The 17909-nt window shown below is 45.9% G+C and carries 15 protein-coding genes; 3 read left to right on the forward strand and 12 right to left on the reverse strand.

Going from position 1 to position 17909, the window contains the following annotated elements; translation table 11 throughout:
* Window positions 1-503 precede the first annotated feature (503 nt).
* From hemG to ACHUFZ_RS18640, 3 genes are read right to left on the reverse strand one after another with little or no spacing between them, the layout of a single operon-like run.
* Window positions 504-1031: a menaquinone-dependent protoporphyrinogen IX dehydrogenase gene (gene hemG, locus ACHUFZ_RS18630; RefSeq protein ID WP_394128316.1), complete on the reverse strand. Its 528-nt coding sequence runs from the start codon at window positions 1029-1031 to the stop codon at window positions 504-506.
* A 9-nt stretch (window positions 1032-1040) separates the two neighbouring features.
* Window positions 1041-2498, reverse strand: coding sequence for a TrkH family potassium uptake protein (locus ACHUFZ_RS18635; RefSeq protein ID WP_394128317.1), 1458 nt, complete (start codon window positions 2496-2498; stop codon window positions 1041-1043).
* Window positions 2499-2543: 45 nt separating this feature from the next.
* Window positions 2544-3167, reverse strand: a complete 624-nt coding sequence (locus ACHUFZ_RS18640) for a YigZ family protein (protein WP_394128318.1) — start codon at window positions 3165-3167, stop codon at window positions 2544-2546.
* A gap of 268 nt (window positions 3168-3435) precedes the next feature.
* On the opposite strand from ACHUFZ_RS18640, the gene fadB reads away from it, so the two are divergent.
* Together fadB and fadA are read left to right on the forward strand one after the other, a co-directional pair.
* Entirely contained in the window at window positions 3436-5607 is a 2172-nt protein-coding gene (gene fadB, locus ACHUFZ_RS18645) for a fatty acid oxidation complex subunit alpha FadB (protein WP_394128319.1), read from the forward strand.
* 15 nt (window positions 5608-5622) lie between these two features.
* Window positions 5623-6798 (forward strand): acetyl-CoA C-acyltransferase FadA, encoded by a 1176-nt coding sequence (fadA, locus tag ACHUFZ_RS18650; protein WP_394128320.1) that lies wholly within the window; start codon window positions 5623-5625, stop codon window positions 6796-6798.
* 43 nt (window positions 6799-6841) lie between these two features.
* Here the strand turns inward: fadA and ACHUFZ_RS18655 are convergent, their stop codons facing one another.
* Together ACHUFZ_RS18655 and punR are read right to left on the reverse strand one after the other, a co-directional pair.
* Complete coding sequence (locus tag ACHUFZ_RS18655; protein ID WP_394128368.1) at window positions 6842-8470, reverse strand: sensor domain-containing diguanylate cyclase; 1629 nt, start codon at window positions 8468-8470, stop codon at window positions 6842-6844.
* A gap of 188 nt (window positions 8471-8658) precedes the next feature.
* A complete protein-coding gene (punR, locus tag ACHUFZ_RS18660) occupies window positions 8659-9564 on the reverse strand; it encodes a DNA-binding transcriptional activator PunR (RefSeq protein WP_394128321.1) in 906 nt (301 codons plus the stop codon).
* A 152-nt stretch (window positions 9565-9716) separates the two neighbouring features.
* On the opposite strand from punR, the gene punC reads away from it, so the two are divergent.
* A complete protein-coding gene (gene punC, locus ACHUFZ_RS18665) occupies window positions 9717-10916 on the forward strand; it encodes a purine nucleoside transporter PunC (RefSeq protein ID WP_394128322.1) in 1200 nt (399 codons plus the stop codon).
* A 61-nt stretch (window positions 10917-10977) separates the two neighbouring features.
* On the opposite strand, the gene glmU is transcribed toward punC, so the two are convergent.
* From glmU to atpF, 7 genes are all read right to left on the reverse strand, one after another.
* Window positions 10978-12339 carry a bifunctional UDP-N-acetylglucosamine diphosphorylase/glucosamine-1-phosphate N-acetyltransferase GlmU gene (gene glmU, locus ACHUFZ_RS18670; RefSeq protein WP_394128323.1) on the reverse strand — a complete coding sequence of 454 codons (1362 nt, stop codon included), beginning with the start codon at window positions 12337-12339 and terminating at the stop codon, window positions 10978-10980.
* Window positions 12340-12491: 152 nt separating this feature from the next.
* Window positions 12492-12914 (reverse strand): F0F1 ATP synthase subunit epsilon, encoded by a 423-nt coding sequence (locus ACHUFZ_RS18675; RefSeq protein ID WP_004411119.1) that lies wholly within the window; start codon window positions 12912-12914, stop codon window positions 12492-12494.
* Between the two features lie 18 nt (window positions 12915-12932).
* The gene (atpD, locus tag ACHUFZ_RS18680) at window positions 12933-14336 is read right to left on the reverse strand and encodes a F0F1 ATP synthase subunit beta (RefSeq protein WP_004411116.1); all 1404 of its coding nucleotides are present in this window, start codon (window positions 14334-14336) and stop codon (window positions 12933-12935) included.
* Between the two features lie 34 nt (window positions 14337-14370).
* Complete coding sequence (atpG, locus tag ACHUFZ_RS18685; RefSeq protein ID WP_004411115.1) at window positions 14371-15237, reverse strand: F0F1 ATP synthase subunit gamma; 867 nt, start codon at window positions 15235-15237, stop codon at window positions 14371-14373.
* A 42-nt stretch (window positions 15238-15279) separates the two neighbouring features.
* On the reverse strand, window positions 15280-16821 hold the full coding sequence (gene atpA / locus ACHUFZ_RS18690) for a F0F1 ATP synthase subunit alpha (protein WP_053440012.1): 1542 nt from the start codon (window positions 16819-16821) through the stop codon (window positions 15280-15282).
* Between the two features lie 13 nt (window positions 16822-16834).
* On the reverse strand, window positions 16835-17368 hold the full coding sequence (gene atpH / locus ACHUFZ_RS18695; protein ID WP_004411113.1) for a F0F1 ATP synthase subunit delta: 534 nt from the start codon (window positions 17366-17368) through the stop codon (window positions 16835-16837).
* A 14-nt stretch (window positions 17369-17382) separates the two neighbouring features.
* Window positions 17383-17853 carry a F0F1 ATP synthase subunit B gene (gene atpF / locus ACHUFZ_RS18700; protein WP_004417263.1) on the reverse strand — a complete coding sequence of 157 codons (471 nt, stop codon included), beginning with the start codon at window positions 17851-17853 and terminating at the stop codon, window positions 17383-17385.
* Window positions 17854-17909 lie beyond the last annotated feature (56 nt).

Below are 17909 nucleotides of genomic sequence, written 5' to 3' on the forward strand. Positions count from 1 at the left end.
GGCCTGCCGCCAGCGTTCAATCTGAGCCATGATCAAACTCTTCAATTTAAGATTTTGTTCGGCTCAATGAATACTGAACATTACATAAAGTAATGTTTGAATTGACTGTGCTGAGTCTTACGACTCGTTGGTCACTTCGTTTCATTGAAACCTAATTTGAAGCCCAAGCTTCTAATTGGATTATCATCAACGAGCGCCCACACAGATTGATAGGTTTATATTGTTAAAGAGCTTTTCGATTTGAGCTCTGCTCAAATCGGACGGCCATTTTAGCGAGTTAAAGTTTAGTGTCAACCACTTTTTTCAAACTTATTTCAAAGCGTTTCCGCTTGGCTAATTGACCTTGCTAACTGGGCTCTCGTTTCTTTCGAAGCGTTCCCGTGTCAGCGAGGTGGCATTATAGAGATTGCGATCACATTGGCAAGCCCTTTTTCACGTTTTTTCTTACTTTTTTGTTGTTCGGACAAATTTGCATCAAAAGCATTCAAAAGAGCACGTTATTTCTACAGTTCTTTAAACTTATCAGCAAAAAGAGCCACTTTTTCCCAATTGGTATACTCCACCTCTTTGGACGTATCCGTTTCCCCGCCAGTCATCGACATAATAAATTTAATCATGGTTCTATCAAACCAGCTATAACGTGGGTAATAGAGAGCGCCAGCAAATACTCCAATTAATTTGGGTTGCCACGGAGACTTGTTAAGGAACGTCTTTATATAAGCACTGCCTTCAGGAGTATCTTTACCCTGCTCTTCTTTACGCGCGGTAAGATTAACGCAAAAGAACGCCACCTTATTACCTTCTAGCTGAGACTGGTTCTTGGCAATAAACTGGTAGAGCTTTTTATTTAGGTGACCATAACGAATCGATGCACCGATAAGAACCTTCTCGTAATGGGAGAAGTCAATGTCAGTTGCTGTGTGCAGATCCACAACTTCACATTCAAACTCTGTAAGTAGCTCTTCTATATAATGTAGAATTTTTTTGGTCTGACCTTCACGGCTAGAGTATAAAAATAGTGCTTTCGCCACGTAATCTCCTTAGCTACGCCAAAACGTCGGCGTAAGTAATATTAATAAGGTAAATATTTCTAGTCGACCAAACAGCATTGAAACGATCAGCACCCACTTGGCTTTATCGTTAACATCACCAAAGTGCAGAGCAACCTCACCTAATCCGGGACCTAAATTATTTAAAGTAGCCGCTACCGCTGAAAAGGCGCTTAGCTCATCCATCCCCGTGGCGATAAGTCCTAACATACAAACGACAAACACTAAGGCGTAAGCAGAGAAAAACCCCCATACCGCATCGACCACACGTTGCGACAGGGCGCTACCGCCAACTTTAATAGTGTAAACCGCTCTCGGGTGAACTAAGCGCTTCAACTCACGCACACCTTGCAATGTAAGTAGCAGGATACGAATCACCTTCATACCACCACCAGTTGAACCAGCACAACCACCGATAAACGATGAGAAAAGCAATAGCACAGGTAAAAATAAAGGCCACTCAGAAAAACCAGTGGTCGTAAAGCCCGCTGTTGTTGAGATTGATACAGTTTGGAATAGCGCTTGGTCGAAAGCCTCGTAAACCGTGTCATATGAGTGATGATTAAGAAGGATTAAGAAACAAACCACAAACAGCAGTGCTTGAATAAATACGAATGCGCGAAACTCTGGATCTTTCCAGTAATATTTAGGGTGGACACCGCCAGAAGCGAAGGCGGCAAAGTGAAGTGAGTAGTTACATGCTGATATCAGCAAGAACACCACGGTAATCATATTAATAGCGTAACTATCAAAATAACCAATACTGGCGTCATGAGTTGAAAAGCCACCTATCGCAATAGTAGAAAAACTATGCCCGATGGCATCAAATGGCGACATGCCCGCTAACCAAAAGGCTACCGCACAAGCAATTGTTAGACTTAAATAGATGTACCACAGCGCTTTTGCTGTTTCGGCAATCCTTGGTGTCATCTTCGAATCTTTAACCGGCCCCGGAATTTCAGCGCGATAGAGCTGCATGCCACCGATACCAAGCACAGGTAAAATAGCCACGGCGAGAACGATGATCCCCATACCACCAAACCACTGAAGAAACTGACGATAGAATAAAATCGCCTTTGGCAGATCATCGAGCCCAACAATCACTGTCGCACCAGTAGTGGTTAATGCAGAGAAAGATTCAAAAAAGGCATCAGTGACAGAGACATTGGGATTGTCAGCGATGAGAAATGGCAACGAGCCTGCGCTACCCAATACGGTCCAAAATAGCACCACAATCAAAAAGCCATCACGCGCTTTTAACTCTTGCTTGTGTCGACGGTTGGGAAACCAGCACACTACACCACAGAAAAGTAATACGAAGAAAGTCGTAACAAAAGGTACACCTGCACCATCTCTATAGATCAACGCCACCAATGCAGGAGCGAGCATAGAGATACTGAATAAGGCTAGTAGTAGCCCTACAATGCGAATAATAGAACGAAACTGCATGAATAGATGATGTGTGAAGCGTAGCTTCCGACTTCCTGATTATCTTTATTTTTTATCCAAAGCGGTAATAATTACCTTGGCGCCACTTTTATTGATGATTGTTTGAGAAAAGTCATTCACTTGACGCATTTCTATTTCAACCACCATTTTTACCCGTTCACTATATTCAGCACTGACTTCTACAGCACCAAATTGCGGGCATAGGGACTGAACAATAGGCACAAACCCATAGTCTAACTCCAGCAGTAGATTTGTGGTTATTTTTTTCTCAATAGTTTGAAGCGTCTTTAATGCTTGCTGTACACCACCACCATATGCTTTAACCAAACCGCCTGTACCAAGCTTAATTCCACCAGAGTAGCGAGTAACTACCGCTGTGATCTCGCCGACCCCGGAGCCAGAAAGCTGTGCCAAAATAGGCTTTCCCGCCGTACCTGAAGGCTCACCATCATCGCTGAACCCCCATTTCATTGAGTCTTCAGGCCGGCCAGCAACAAAACCCCAGCAATTATGCCTTGCATCGGAGTGTTTGGTCCTAATTTCATCAACAAACGCCTTTGCTGCCTCTATAGAAGGAGTATGAGCAAGGTAGGTAATAAAGAGGCTTTTCTTTATCTCTTCTTCAAATTGAGTCGGTGTAGCTGGAACCAAATAGGGCTGGTCATTCATGGTGTTAATTCGTTTATCACAATGGTTGCAGTGTAGCATGAGAGTGATTTCGGCGTCGCCTAAGATCTGTCCAAGCGCACAATGTTAAACAGTTGTTTAAAAAATGTATTGAATTTAGCCACCAGCAAGTCCACACTGAAACAACTGGTCAAACCAGAATAAAAATAATACCACTTTCCTAGATAGAGGTGAGCCTCTCCATGTTGAGAAAAACACACAGCTCGCCGCTATACACACAATCAAAGATTGTATGTCACGGAGATAGACAATGATTTACCAAGCCGAAACCCTACAGGTAAAGGAATTACAAGATGGCATTGCTGAGCTCAGCTTCTGCGCTCCTCAATCAGTCAATAAGCTCGACTTAGCTACGCTAGAGTCTTTGGATAAAGCTTTAGATGCACTAAGCAACCACTCATCACTAAAGGGGCTACTGTTAACCTCAGATAAAGATGCATTCATTGTAGGTGCAGATATTACCGAGTTCCTTGGCCTTTTTGCTAAGCAAGAATCAGAACTGGATGAGTGGCTAAGATTTGCTAATAGCATCTTCAATAAACTAGAAGACTTACCCGTACCCACTATTTCAGTTCTAAAAGGCCATACATTGGGTGGAGGTTGTGAGTGTGTACTTGCTACCGACATGCGCATTGGTGATAAAACCACCAGCATTGGTCTACCTGAAACAAAACTCGGCATTATGCCAGGGTTTGGCGGCTGTGTTCGTCTACCTCGCGTTATTGGTGCGGATAGCGCTATGGAGATCATCACTCAGGGCAAAGCTTGCCGCGCAGATGAAGCTCTCAAGATTGGTTTACTCGACGCCATTGTCGACACCGCAGTATTAAAAGAGTCCGCAATCCAAACTCTTAACCAAGCGATTAACGAAAAACTAGACTGGAAAGAGCGTCGCAAGCAGAAAACCTCTGCCCTATCATTGAGCAAACTTGAGTCGATGATGAGCTTCACCATGGCAAAAGGTCTAGTGGCACAAAAAGCAGGCCCTCACTACCCTGCGCCAATGACAGCGGTTATTACCATTGAAGAAGGTGCGCGCTTCGCTCGTAATGAAGCACTTGATATTGAGCGTAAACACTTCGTCAAACTGGCGAAATCTGAAGAAGCCAAATCTTTGGTTGGCTTATTCCTTAACGATCAATACATCAAAGGCATAGCTAAGAAAGCCGCAAAATCAGCAAGTAAAGAGACTCAACGTGCAGCTGTGCTTGGTGCGGGTATTATGGGTGGCGGCATCGCTTACCAATCAGCGCTAAAAGGCGTACCTGTGCTGATGAAAGATATCGCGCAGCCATCACTTGATCTCGGTATGACTGAAGCGTCAAAGCTGTTAAATAAACGCCTATCTCGCGGTCGTATCGACGGTTTTAAGATGGCAGGTATTCTTGCTTCGATTACACCAAGCCTTCACTACGCGGGAATTGAGCAGTCAGATGTAATTGTCGAAGCGGTGGTCGAAAATCCAAAGATCAAAGCTGCTGTTTTGAGCGAAGTTGAAACACACGTTGACCAAGACACCGTTATCACGTCAAACACCTCAACGATTCCAATTAATCTACTGGCGAGATCACTCAAACGCCCAGAAAACTTCTGTGGTATGCACTTCTTCAACCCGGTACACCGCATGCCATTGGTGGAGATTATCCGTGGTGAGCACACCTCTGATGAAACCATCAACCGCGTAGTTGCTTATGCCGCTAAAATGGGTAAATCCCCTATTGTTGTTAATGACTGCCCAGGCTTCTTTGTTAACCGCGTACTTTTCCCATACTTTGGTGGTTTCAGCAAACTACTCAGCGACGGTGCTGACTTTACCAAAATAGATAAGGTTATGGAGCGTCAGTTTGGTTGGCCAATGGGCCCTGCCTACTTACTTGATGTGGTCGGGATTGATACTGCCCACCACGCGCAAGCTGTCATGGCGCAAGGTTTCCCTGAGCGAATGGGTAAACAAGACAAAGACGCGATTGATGCACTGTTTGAAGCCGACAAATACGGTCAGAAAAATGGTAGCGGTTTCTACAGCTACAGCGTCGACAAACGCGGTAAGCCAAAGAAAAGCTTCGATGACAACATCCTACCTGTACTAGCCAGCGTATGCGATGAGAGACAAGCGTTTGATGACCAGACCATCATTGAGCGTATGATGGTACCAATGATCAACGAAGTCGTGTTGTGTCTACAAGAAGAGATCATTGCTTCTCCTCAAGAGGCGGACATGGCGCTAGTTTACGGTCTAGGCTTCCCTCCTTTCCGTGGTGGTGTATTCCGCTACCTAGATAGCATCGGTATTGCTAACTTTGTTGAGATAACGAAGAAATATGCTGATTTAGGTGCTATGTACCAAGCACCACAAATGCTGATTGATATGGCGGCTAAAGGCGAAAGCTTCTACGGCACACAACAGCAAGGTTCTATCTAAAGAGGGATTCCCAAAATGACTAATCAAACAAGAAACGTTGTCGTAGTCGATTGTCTACGTACTCCAATGGGTCGCTCTAAAGGTGGCGCTTTCCGTCATACTCGTGCTGAAGACCTATCAGCACATTTGATGAAAGGCATCCTTGCTCGCAACCCACAAGTAAACCCAGGCGAAATCGAAGATATCTATTGGGGCTGTGTTCAGCAGACGCTAGAGCAAGGCTTCAACGTGGCGCGTAATGCTGCTCTTCTCGCTGGACTGCCAATTGAGATTGGCGCGGTGACGGTTAACCGCTTGTGTGGTTCATCGATGCAAGCCCTACACGATGGCACTCGAGCTATCATGACTGGTGATGCTGAAATCTGCTTAATTGGTGGTGTCGAGCATATGGGTCACGTGCCGATGAATCACGGTGTCGACTTCCACCCAGGTATGTCAAAAACAGTCGCCAAAGCCGCAGGTATGATGGGCTTAACCGCAGAAATGCTCGGTAAGCTACATGGTATCAGCCGCGAACAGCAAGATGAGTTTGCCGCGCGTTCTCATGCTCGTGCACATGCAGCGACTGTAGAAGGCCGTTTTAAGAACGAAATCTTACCAATTGAAGGTCATGCTGCAGACGGAACACTCTTTACGCTCGACTACGATGAAGTAATCCGCCCTGAAACCTCAGTGGAAGGCTTATCGCAACTTCGTCCAGTGTTTGATCCTGCTAACGGCACAGTAACAGCAGGTACATCATCAGCGCTATCTGATGGTGCTTCCGCAATGCTGATCATGAGCGAAGAGAAAGCCAATGAACTGGGTTTGAAGATCCGCGCACGGATTAAAGGCATGGCGATCGCTGGCTGCGATCCATCCATCATGGGTTATGGCCCTGTTCCTGCTACGCAGAAAGCCCTCAAGCGTGCAGGTCTATCGATTGAAGATATGGATGTCGTTGAGCTTAACGAAGCGTTTGCAGCGCAATCTCTTCCTTGTGCCAAAGACCTTGGCTTGCTCGATATGATGGATGAAAAAGTTAACCTTAACGGTGGTGCAATTGCATTAGGCCACCCACTAGGCTGCTCGGGGTCACGCATCTCGACGACGCTAATTAACCTAATGGAAGCCAAAGATGCCAAGTACGGTCTAGCGACTATGTGTATTGGTCTGGGTCAGGGTATTGCGACTGTTTTCGAACGCCCATAGATTGAACATCATAATAAAATGCCCGCTTTGCTGCGGGCATTTTTTATTGGTTGCTAGAAAGCTTGTCTTCTAAATCAATAACATCGGCATTGGGTGATTTATTGTGGCCGTATTGCTCATAATTGACCACACGGCTACGGCCGGTATCTTTGGCCATATACAGGGCCTGATCGGCCATTTTTACCAAGGCTTCAACATCGGTGGCTGGAGATGGATAGGTAGCAACACCAATAGAGACACCGAGTTGGCCCAAGGACAGCCCTTTATGCTCTAGATGCATTGTGCGCACCGATTCACAAATCACTTCTGCAAATTCAGTGGCTTGCTCCATAGTAAATTGAGGCAATAGCACCGCTAACTCTTCTCCGCCCAATCGACAGGCGATTTCATCATCACCGACACTATGTTTAAGCAAAGCGCTAATTTCCTTAAGAACAAAGTCACCCGCATCATGACCAAAGTTATCGTTGAAACGTTTGAAATGATCCAAATCGAACATCAACAGAGAGAGTGGTTGCTCTGTCGTTGCTGAGTTCATCGAATACTCTTCCAGTTTCTGCTCGAAAAATCGACGGTTAAACAGCCCAGTTAAAGGATCGCTTAATGCTTGCGAGCGTAGTTTCTCTTGCAAACTTAAGTTTGCCAGAGCCAGGCCTAAGTGTTCAGAAACACTAAAGGCTAGTTGCTCTGTGATCGGGTCAATGGGAATATCCCCTTGGCCAAAATAGAGGTGCATAATACCGATAGTATTGCCATGTGCGGTCAAAGGGATACACAGCGTTTGGTTATGTTCGATATCCTGCATATGTGCGCAGCTCAGACTATGAAAGTCATCATTAGACAGATGAACCCGACCTTTGCGCAGTGACCAACATTCATCGGGAGCAAAGCTTGAACTCCCCGGCCAATTGCCGCCCCAATCCAACTGGGTCAAAAGCTGGTTACGCGATGAGCGCATCAAAGAAACGCTGCCATTCACGTTGCCTAAGATTCTCGGCAGAATATCGGAAACTATTTTCTGCGCTTCGGCCAAATTATTGCAGGCAGCCAACATATTGGCTAAGCGGTGCATTAATTCAATTTCGTTAGTACGTTGACGAATTCGCTCATCTTGCTTCTTCTGCTCTTCTTCAACTTTAAGACTTATCTGACGATTACTGAAATAGGAAGTGCCGATCAAAAAGCTCAAGCTAAGTAGCGCCATACCAATCAGAATGCCCATCAACTGGAAGTTCATTTGCTTGAGTTGATACATTGGCGACGAAATTACGACGATATAGTCTTTGCCGTTAACATGCTCTTTAGCGGAGTTATAAATCCTATCGGTCGAGGTCACGGTACTAAAGCGAACATCGCTACCTAGCCCGTGCTCTATCGCCTGAATGACTTCCGGTCGGCTACCGTGATTTTCTATGTTGACCAACGCGGAGTCCGATAAGTCGGTATCACCAATAACGGTGCCATCAGGGGCAATGACTTGGATACGTAAGTTAGGGCTAGCTTGCGTCAAATCCCCAATATAATCATCGATATCCAGCTGTGTGGTAAATAACTCGCTATCTTCTCTGAACTCATGCAATACATCAGACATCAACGATGTTAAGCGATCACTCTCATTTTCAACCACCAGCTTTTCTAGGGTGACATAAAAGCCATACAGCCCTAGCAGCATGGATAGCGACAGAATTACAATTGGCAGTATTTGCCATTTTGTATCGACTATTCTCACAACTCACCCGTAACTTTACAGAACAACGGATTGAATATAACAATAACTATACAAAACTCAATTACGAGTTAATTATTTTTGTTAGACCTTGCCTCACCGTCACATTGAGAACCTAATTCCAAGGTCTAAAGCTATCGTGCTTGGATCCAATCTTGATGCAATTGGTCGCTGGAGCCTAAGTAGTCGACCATCCACTCAATCATTTTGTGGTTATCATCTTTACGCCACACCAAACAGCACTGGCTAAGAGGCTTATCTTCTGGCAACACTTTTTCAACCAATACACCTTCAGTAATCAGCGGTTGAGCGATATGTCGAGGCATGTAGCCCACGCCAATACCATTTTTTAAACACTCGATTGCACTGTACCAATTGGGTAATAATAACCTTCTCTGTTTGGCGTAATGACCTGTATGTCGTTTGGGCAACACACTTGAAGTGTCATCTAAACAAATCGCCGGAAACTGACTAACATACACCTCATTTAAATGCTGTTGCCGAACACATGGGTGAGCGGGTGACATAACGAAGGCCCAATCCAATACGCCCATATCTCTCACTTCAAAGTCACCACCAATAGGAATAGCAGAGGTTGCACCAATCACGATGTCAGCTCGTTCTTGGGCAATCGCTTCCCATGAACCGTTAAACACCTCCATATTGATCTGTAGCTCTGCAAATTCAAACTGTTGGTAAAAGCTCTCAACCATAGGTTTAAGCTTGTCGAGCTTAACCACATTGTCGAGGGTCAACTTTAAAGTCGACTGCCAGCCATGCGCGGCGCGGCGAGTTTGTGACTTCAAGTCTTCCATCTGGCGCAATAGCATCCGCGCTTCAGCAATAAACAACTCCCCGGCAGGTGTGAGCTCTACCTTACGCGGCAAACGACGGAACAAAACCACATCAAGTTCCTGCTCGACCTGCCTCACTCCGTAGCTGATCGCAGAAGGCACCTTATGCAATACATCGGCAGCTGCAGTAAAACTGCCTAACCGAGCGACAGTATCAAGCATCTCTAGAGAAGATTTAGAAAACATTTTATATCCATCAAAAAATTTGATTAATAACCAACAATTTTAGCGTTTCTAATTCTATGAATCGAAAAATAGAATGGCAAGGCAAATAAATCAGGGTCAAAACAAAACTGATACTGAGTAATTACTGATTAAATAATTTGATTGGAAAAATCATGACAATTTCTAAACTACAACTCGTTTACCTTGCTGCGCTCTCTATGCTGGGCTTTATTGCCACAGACATGTACTTACCAGCATTTAAAGCAATGGAAGTCGACTTTGCTACAGGTCCCGAGTACATCGCCCTTTCACTGACCGTATTTTTGGTTGGTATGGCGATAGGTCAGCTTCTATGGGGACTGGCATCAGACAAATTCGGCCATCGAAATACCCTTGCCGCTGGTTTAATCCTTTTCACTCTTGGCTCGTTCGGGCTGGCATTTAGCGATCAAGTTTGGCAATTACTCTCACTGCGCTTTATTCAAGCGATCGGCGTGTGTGCGCCAGCGGTGATCTGGCAAGCAATGGTGATTAAACGCCACGCTAATCAAAGCCAGCAGATTTTCGCGACCATCATGCCATTAGTCGCACTATCACCAGCCCTTGCCCCTCAGTTAGGCGTACTACTCGCCGACAACTTTGGTTGGCATAGTATCTTTATTGCGCTGACGATCATGGGTGTATTGCTGGTTGCTACAACGATGGCTCAGAAAAGCGAACCAACCACAGCTAAGCCAACGTCAGTCTCTAACGATATTAAAGCTCTGATTAGCTCTAATACTTACCTTGGTAATGTACTGATGTTTGCCACGGCATCAGCGGCTTTCTTTGCTTACCTAACAGGTATGCCTGAAATCATGGCTCAGCTAGGCTATGCGGCGAAAGATATCGGCCTAAGCTTTATTCCCCAAACTATCGCATTTATGGCGGGTGGTTACTTAGGTAAGGTCGGCGTGAAAAAGTTTGGTGATGAGAAGGTACTCCGTCAGCTGATTGGCCTATTTAGTGTTGCCTCTCTACTGATCTTTATCGCTTCTCAGTGGCAGCTTAGCTCTATCTGGCCAATCTTAGCGCCATTTTGTTTGATTGCTGTGGCTAACGGCGCTCTATATCCGATTGTTGTTAACCGTGCGCTTGCCAGTGCTAAGCAAAGCCCTGCGACTGCAGCTGGCTTACAAAACAGCCTACAAATCAGTGTCAGCAGCCTATCAAGTGCGCTTGTGGCAGCGATGGCTAGTCAGGCTCAAGCAGTAACTGGTTTTGCCATCATCATCTGTATGGCAGGACTATGGGCTGGCTACATTATCTCTAACAAAGAACTATCAAAGCACTTCAGTGCACCTGATAACTCACGTGTGGTCAGTGATGAATAAGCCATAAACAAAAAAGGCCCTAGCAGGTTCGATGCTAGGGCCTTTTTACTATTCTAAGCGATTACTTTTGTTTAACAGGTCGCTGCCAACCAGTAATTTTGCGCTCTTTCGCGCGAGTAATTACTAACTCACCTTCCGCGACATCTTTAGTCAATGTGGTACCAGCACCAACGGTTGCGCCATCGGCTACCGTTACCGGTGCCACCAGCTGACAGTCAGAGCCAACAAACACATCGTTACCAATAGTGGTCTTAAACTTATTTGCACCATCGTAGTTACAAGTGATCACGCCTGCACCGATGTTAGTGCGCTGACCGATTTCAGCATCACCAAGATAGGTTAGGTGGTTAGCCTTTGAACCTTCACCGATACGTGCATTCTTCACTTCAACAAAGTTGCCTACGTGGGAGTCATTACGCATCTCAGCACCTGGACGAAGACGAGTGAATGGACCAACGGTACACTCTTCACCAACGGTCGCACCCTCAATCACACTGTATGGACGAACCACAGTATTGTCATCGATTTCACAGTCTTTCAGCACACAGCCAGTGCCGATAACCACATTATCTCCGAGCGATACTTTACCTTCGATGATCACGTTAGCATCGATTTCACAATCCATACCACATTGCAGTTCACCACGCAGATCAAAACGCGCCGGATCACGTAGCATCACTCCTTGCTCAAGCAACTTATGCGCTTGCATAGATTGGAACGCACGCTCTAGACGAGCAAGCTGAGCTCGGTCATTCACCCCTTCCACTTCAATCGGATTTACTGGGTGAACCGCTTCTACTGCGCGACCTTCATCGTGAGCAGCTGCAATCACGTCAGTTAAGTAATATTCGCCTTGGGCATTTTGGTTGTTTAGCCCAGCAAGCCAACGCTTCAGATCGCCACCAGTGGCCACCATCACGCCAGTGTTGATCTCTTTGATAAGCTTTTGCTCATCCGTTGCATCTTTTTGTTCTACGATCGCAACCACAGGACCATTTCGGCGTACAATACGGCCGTATCCCATTGGATTGTCTAGTACAACCGTTAACAGCGCGATACCACCATTTGGTTGAGCATCGAGCAAGTTCTCAATCGTCTCTTCCGAGATCAATGGTACATCACCGTAAAGCACTAAGATCTTTTCATCGTCTTCAAATTGCGGTGACGCTTGATCCACGGCATGACCGGTACCTAACTGCTCTGCCTGAAGTACCCAGTTAACGTTTTCTTCAGCAAGCTCAGCTTGCATTTGATCACCGCCATGACCGTAGACCAAATGAATATTCTGCGCACCTAAGCCATTACAAGTATCGATAACATGCTTTGCCATAGGTTTACCCGCCAAGGTATGTAATACCTTAGGCATATTAGAATACATGCGAGTGCCTTTGCCCGCCGCGAGAATAACTGCGCTAAATTTCATTAGGTTACCTATATAGACGTTGTACTAAAACTGAGAGGTATTTTAGACACTAATCGAGGATTAGTTAATTGAATGGGTTAAATTTCTAGTAAAAAATAAGCAAAAAGGCGGTCATACGACCGCCTTTATTTCTATAACAACCTTGTCAATTATTATCGACGTTGTTGTGTCAGCTCGATCACTCGTAGCTGAGCAATGGCTTTAGCCAGTTCACTAGCCGCTTGAGCGAAGTCCATGTCGCCATGCTGATTCTGAATTGCTTCTTGAGCACGACGTTTAGCTTCTTCAGCCTTAGCTGCGTCCAGTTCATCACCACGGATAGCAGTATCAGCCAGTACAGTCGCTGTACCCGGTTGAACTTCTACCATACCACCAGAAACATAAATAAATTCCTCGTGGCCGTGCTGCTTAACAAGTCGCACCATACCAGGCGTGATAGCGGTTAGCAGCGGAGTGTGGCCGTGGTAAATACCAAGCTCACCTTCGCTACCGGTCACCTGAAACGTTTCAACTAGGCCAGAAAAGATCTTCTTCTCTGCGCTAACTACGTCTAGGTGAAAGGTTATTGCTGCCATATCGCCTCCTAGTTAGCCTTAAAGCTTCTTCGCATTCTCGATAGCATCTTCAATTGCACCACAGTACATGAAAGCTTGCTCTGGAATGTCATCGTAATCACCAGCTAGTAGACCTTTGAAGCCACGTAGAGTCTCTTTAAGAGCTACGTAAACACCTGGGTCGCCAGTAAATACTTCTGCTACGTGGTAAGGCTGAGTTAGGAAACGCTCAATCTTACGTGCACGAGATACAACTTGCTTATCTTCTTCAGATAGCTCGTCCATACCTAGGATAGCAATGATATCTTTCAGCTCTTTGTAGCGCTGAAGAGTCTGCTGAACGCCACGTGCAATGTCGTAGTGCTCTTGACCTACAACTAGAGGGTCAAGCATACGAGATGTTGAATCTAGTGGGTCAATCGCTGGGTATAGACCCATTGCAGCGATGTTACGGTTAAGTACAACCGTTGCATCCAAGTGCGCGAACGTTGTTGCTGGAGACGGGTCAGTCAAGTCATCCGCTGGTACGTATACCGCCTGTACAGACGTGATAGAACCAGATTTCGTTGACGTGATACGCTCCTGAAGTACACCCATCTCTTCTGCAAGAGTTGGCTGGTAACCTACCGCAGAAGGCATACGACCTAGAAGTGCTGATACTTCTGTACCTGCAAGCGTGTAACGGTAGATGTTATCAACGAACAGTAGAACGTCACGACCTTCGTCACGGAAACGCTCTGCCATTGTTAGACCAGTCAGTGCAACACGTAGACGGTTGCCTGGTGGCTCGTTCATCTGACCGTAAACCATCGCTACTTTAGACTCTTCAGGGTTTTCAACGTTTACAACGCCTGCTTCCTGCATCTCAAAGTAGAAATCGTTACCTTCACGAGTACGCTCACCAACACCTGCGAATACTGATAGACCAGAGTGTTGTAGTGCGATGTTGTTGATAAGTTCCATCATGTTAACGGTCTTACCTACACCTGCACCACCGAATAGACCGATTTTACCACCCTTAGCGAATGGACAAACTAGGTCGATTACTTTAACGCCCGTTTCTAGAAGTGCGATCTCGTTTGATTGCTCTTCGTAGCTTGGTGCTTCGCGGTGGATAGAGTAAGTCTCTTCCGCACCGATTTCACCACACTCATCAATCGCATCACCAAGTACGTTCATGATACGACCAAGGGTCTTAGTACCTACTGGTACTGAAATTGGAGCGCCTGTATTTACTACTTCAACTCCACGACGTAAACCATCAGAGCTACCCATTACGATACAACGAACTACGCCACCGCCTAGCTGTTGCTGAACTTCAAGAACTAGACGTTCTTTTGAGTCCGTTACGTTTAGAGCGTCATATACACTTGGTACATCACTCTGTGGGAACTCTACGTCGACTACTGCACCGATGATCTGTACGATCTTACCTGTAGCCATCGTTAATCCTCTAACTATTTAGTTTTACCTAAGCTTAAACCGCTGCTGCACCTGAAACGATTTCTGATAGCTCTTGTGTAATCGCCGCTTGACGCGCCTTGTTATACACAAGCTCTAAGTCATCAATCAGGTTGCTCGCATTATCCGTTGCAGCTTTCATTGCAATCATTCGAGCCGCTTGCTCACAAGCAAGGTTCTCAACCACACCTTGGTATACTTGAGATTCCACATAGCGCACTAGAAGCGTGTCTAGTAGTGCTTTTGGTTCTGGCTCGTAGATGTAGTCCCACTGGTGGGTACGCTGCATCTCTTCGCTGTCCGATTTAGGCAAAGGTAGTAATTGATCGATCGTTGGTTGTTGAACCATGGTGTTCACAAACTTGTTGCTCACAACATATAGGCGGTCCAATTCACCTTCATCGTATTTCTTCAGCATTACGCTTACAGAGCCGATTAGGTCTTCAAGGCTTGGGCTATCGCCTAAACCAGAAACCTGCGCCGCTACTTTTGCGCCGCTGTTATTAAAGAAGCCAGTTGCTTTTGAACCAATCAATGCCAGTTCAACTTCAGCACCTTTCTCTTTCCAGCTTTGCATGTCTATGACAGCTTTTTTGAACACGTTAATGTTCAAGCCACCACATAGGCCACGGTCTGTTGAAACGATGATGTAACCAACACGTTTAGCTTCACGCTCCTCTAGGTACGGATGACGATACTCTAGGCTTGCGTTTGCTACGTGACCGATCACTTTACGTATTGTTTCAGCGTATGGACGAGAAGCTTCCATTGCATCTTGAGAACGACGCATTTTAGAAGCTGCTACCATTTCCATTGCTTTCGTAATCTTCTGAGTGCTTTTAACACTACCGATTTTATTACGTATCTCTTTTGCGCCGGCCATCGTTACTCTCCATTAGTTGGTGGCATTACTGCCACCGACCTATTACCAAGTTTGGGTTGCTACGAAGTCGTCAGTCAGCTTCTTAAGCTGCGCTTCAACTTCATCGTTGTATGCACCCGTCTTGTCGATCTCAGCCGCAAATTCAGCGTATTGACCGCGAGCGTACGATAGTAGAGCCGCTTCGAAATCTAGCAGTTTGCTTAATTCAACACCTGCTAGGTAGCCGCGCTCTGCCGCAAAGATTACTAGAGCTTGGTCAAATACAGACATTGGAGCGTACTGCTTCTGCTTCATTAGTTCTGTAACTTTCTGACCGTGGTCTAGCTGTTTCTTTGTCGCTTCATCAAGATCAGACGAGAACTGTGCGAATGCCGCTAGTTCACGGTACTGAGCTAGTGCAGTACGGATACCGCCAGATAGCTTCTTGATGATTTTCGTCTGTGCAGAACCACCAACACGAGATACTGAGATACCTGGGTCAACAGCTGGGCGAACACCCGCGTTGAATAGCTCAGTCTGTAGGAAGATCTGACCGTCAGTAATCGAGATTACGTTTGTCGGTACGAATGCTGAAACGTCACCAGCTTGTGTTTCGATGATAGGTAGTGCAGTTAAAGAACCTGTCTTACCTTTCACTTCACCGTTAGTGAACTTTTCTACGTACTCTTCGCTTACACGAGCTGCACGCTCTAGTAGACGTGAGTGGAGGTAGAAAACGTCACCCGGGAATGCTTCACGGCCTGGTGGGCGTTTTAGTAGTAGAGAGATCTGACGGTAAGCTACCGCTTGCTTAGATAGGTCATCATAAACAATCAGTGCGTCTTCACCGCGATCACGGAAGTATTCACCCATCGCACAACCTGCGTATGGCGCTAGGTATTGTAGCGCTGCAGATTCAGAAGCAGATGCAACAACAACGATAGTGTTTGCTAGCGCGCCGTGCTCTTCTAGTTTGCGAACTACGTTAGCGATAGTCGATGCTTTTTGACCGATAGCTACGTAGATTGAGAAAATACCTGAGTTTCTCTGGTTGATGATTGCATCGATCGCCATTGCTGTTTTACCAGTCTGACGGTCACCGATTACAAGCTCACGCTGACCACGACCGATTGGGATCATTGAGTCAACAGATTTGTAACCAGTTTGAACAGGTTGATCTACCGATTTACGGTCGATTACACCTGGTGCAATCACTTCTACAGGCGAAGTCAGTTTAGCTTCAATTGGACCTTTACCATCAATTGGCTCACCTAGCGTGTTAACAACACGGCCAAGCATTTCAGGACCAACTGGTACTTCAAGAATACGACCAGTACCTGTAACTTTCATGCCTTCCTTAAGGTCAGCATATGGGCCCATTACAACCGCACCAACCGAGTCACGCTCAAGGTTAAGTGCTAGTGCATAACGGCCACCCGGTAATTCAATCATTTCACCTTGCATCACGTCCGCTAGGCCGTGAATGCGAATGATACCGTCGCTTACCGATACGATAGTACCTTCGTTGCGAGCTTCACTAACAACTTCGAAAGATTCGATACGTTGTTTGATTAGATCGCTAATTTCCGTGGAATTAAGTTGCATGCTCCAATCCCCATTAAGACTGCAATGCATCGCTCAGGCGGCTTAGACGGCCACGTGCTGAGTTATCGATGACTAAGTCTCCGGCTCTAATAATAACCCCACCAAGTAGGGTCTCATCTACGCTGCAATTCAGCTGGACTTTGCGTTCAAGACGCGTTTCAAGTTTGCTGCTGATATCTGCTTTTTGCTGTTCTGAAAGTTCCGTTGCTGAAGTCACTTCAACACTGATTTCTTTCTCATGTTCTTGCTTAAGAAGCAGGAACTCAGCACACACATCAGGAAGGGCCTGTAGTCGGCCATTCTCAGCCATCACCTTAATTAGGTTTTGACCGAACGCATCAACTTGTTCGCCACATACCGCAACAAATATTTCTGCTAGTTTGTCAGCAGAGGTTGAACTCGTTAGTAGCTCATGAATTTGTTCGTTATTGGCAACTTCCGCTGCAAAAGACAACATTTGACCCCATTGGTCTAGTTGGCCTTTTTCAACAGCAAAGTCGAATGCTGCTTTAGCATAGGGGCGTGCGATAGTAGTCATATCAGACATATGCGCCCCCAGACTTAAAGTTTTGCAGTAATGTTGTCGAGAAGATCTTTGTGCGCATCTTTATCGATAGAACGCTCAAGGATTTTCTCAGCACCAGCTAAAGCCAGAGTTGCAACTTGTTTGCGCAGTTCATCGCGCGCACGGTTGCGTTCCGCTTCAAGTTCTGCTTCTGCTTGCGCAAGGATTTTCTGGCGTTCTGCCTGAGCTTCCTCGCGAGCTTCATCAAGAATTTGAGCTTTACGCTTGTTTGCTTGCTCGATGACCTCAGTTGCTGTGCGCTTCGCTTCTTTCAGTTGAGAAGAAGCATTAGCTTGCGCTAGGTTTAAGTCTTTCTCAGCACGCTCAGCAGCGTGTAGACCGTCAGCAATTTTCTTCTGACGCTCTTCAATCGCTTGCATGATTGGCGGCCATACATACTTCATGCAGAACCACACAAATAGTGCGAATGAGATTGCTTGACCTAGCAGAGTTGCGTTCATATTCACAACAGCTACCCCTCTTTAATTGGACTTAGTGTTAATCAATGACAAACCAGTGTTTG

The sequence above is a fragment of the Vibrio hepatarius genome (assembly GCF_043642085.1).
GTDB classification, from domain to species: Bacteria; Pseudomonadota; Gammaproteobacteria; order Enterobacterales; family Vibrionaceae; genus Vibrio; species Vibrio hepatarius_C.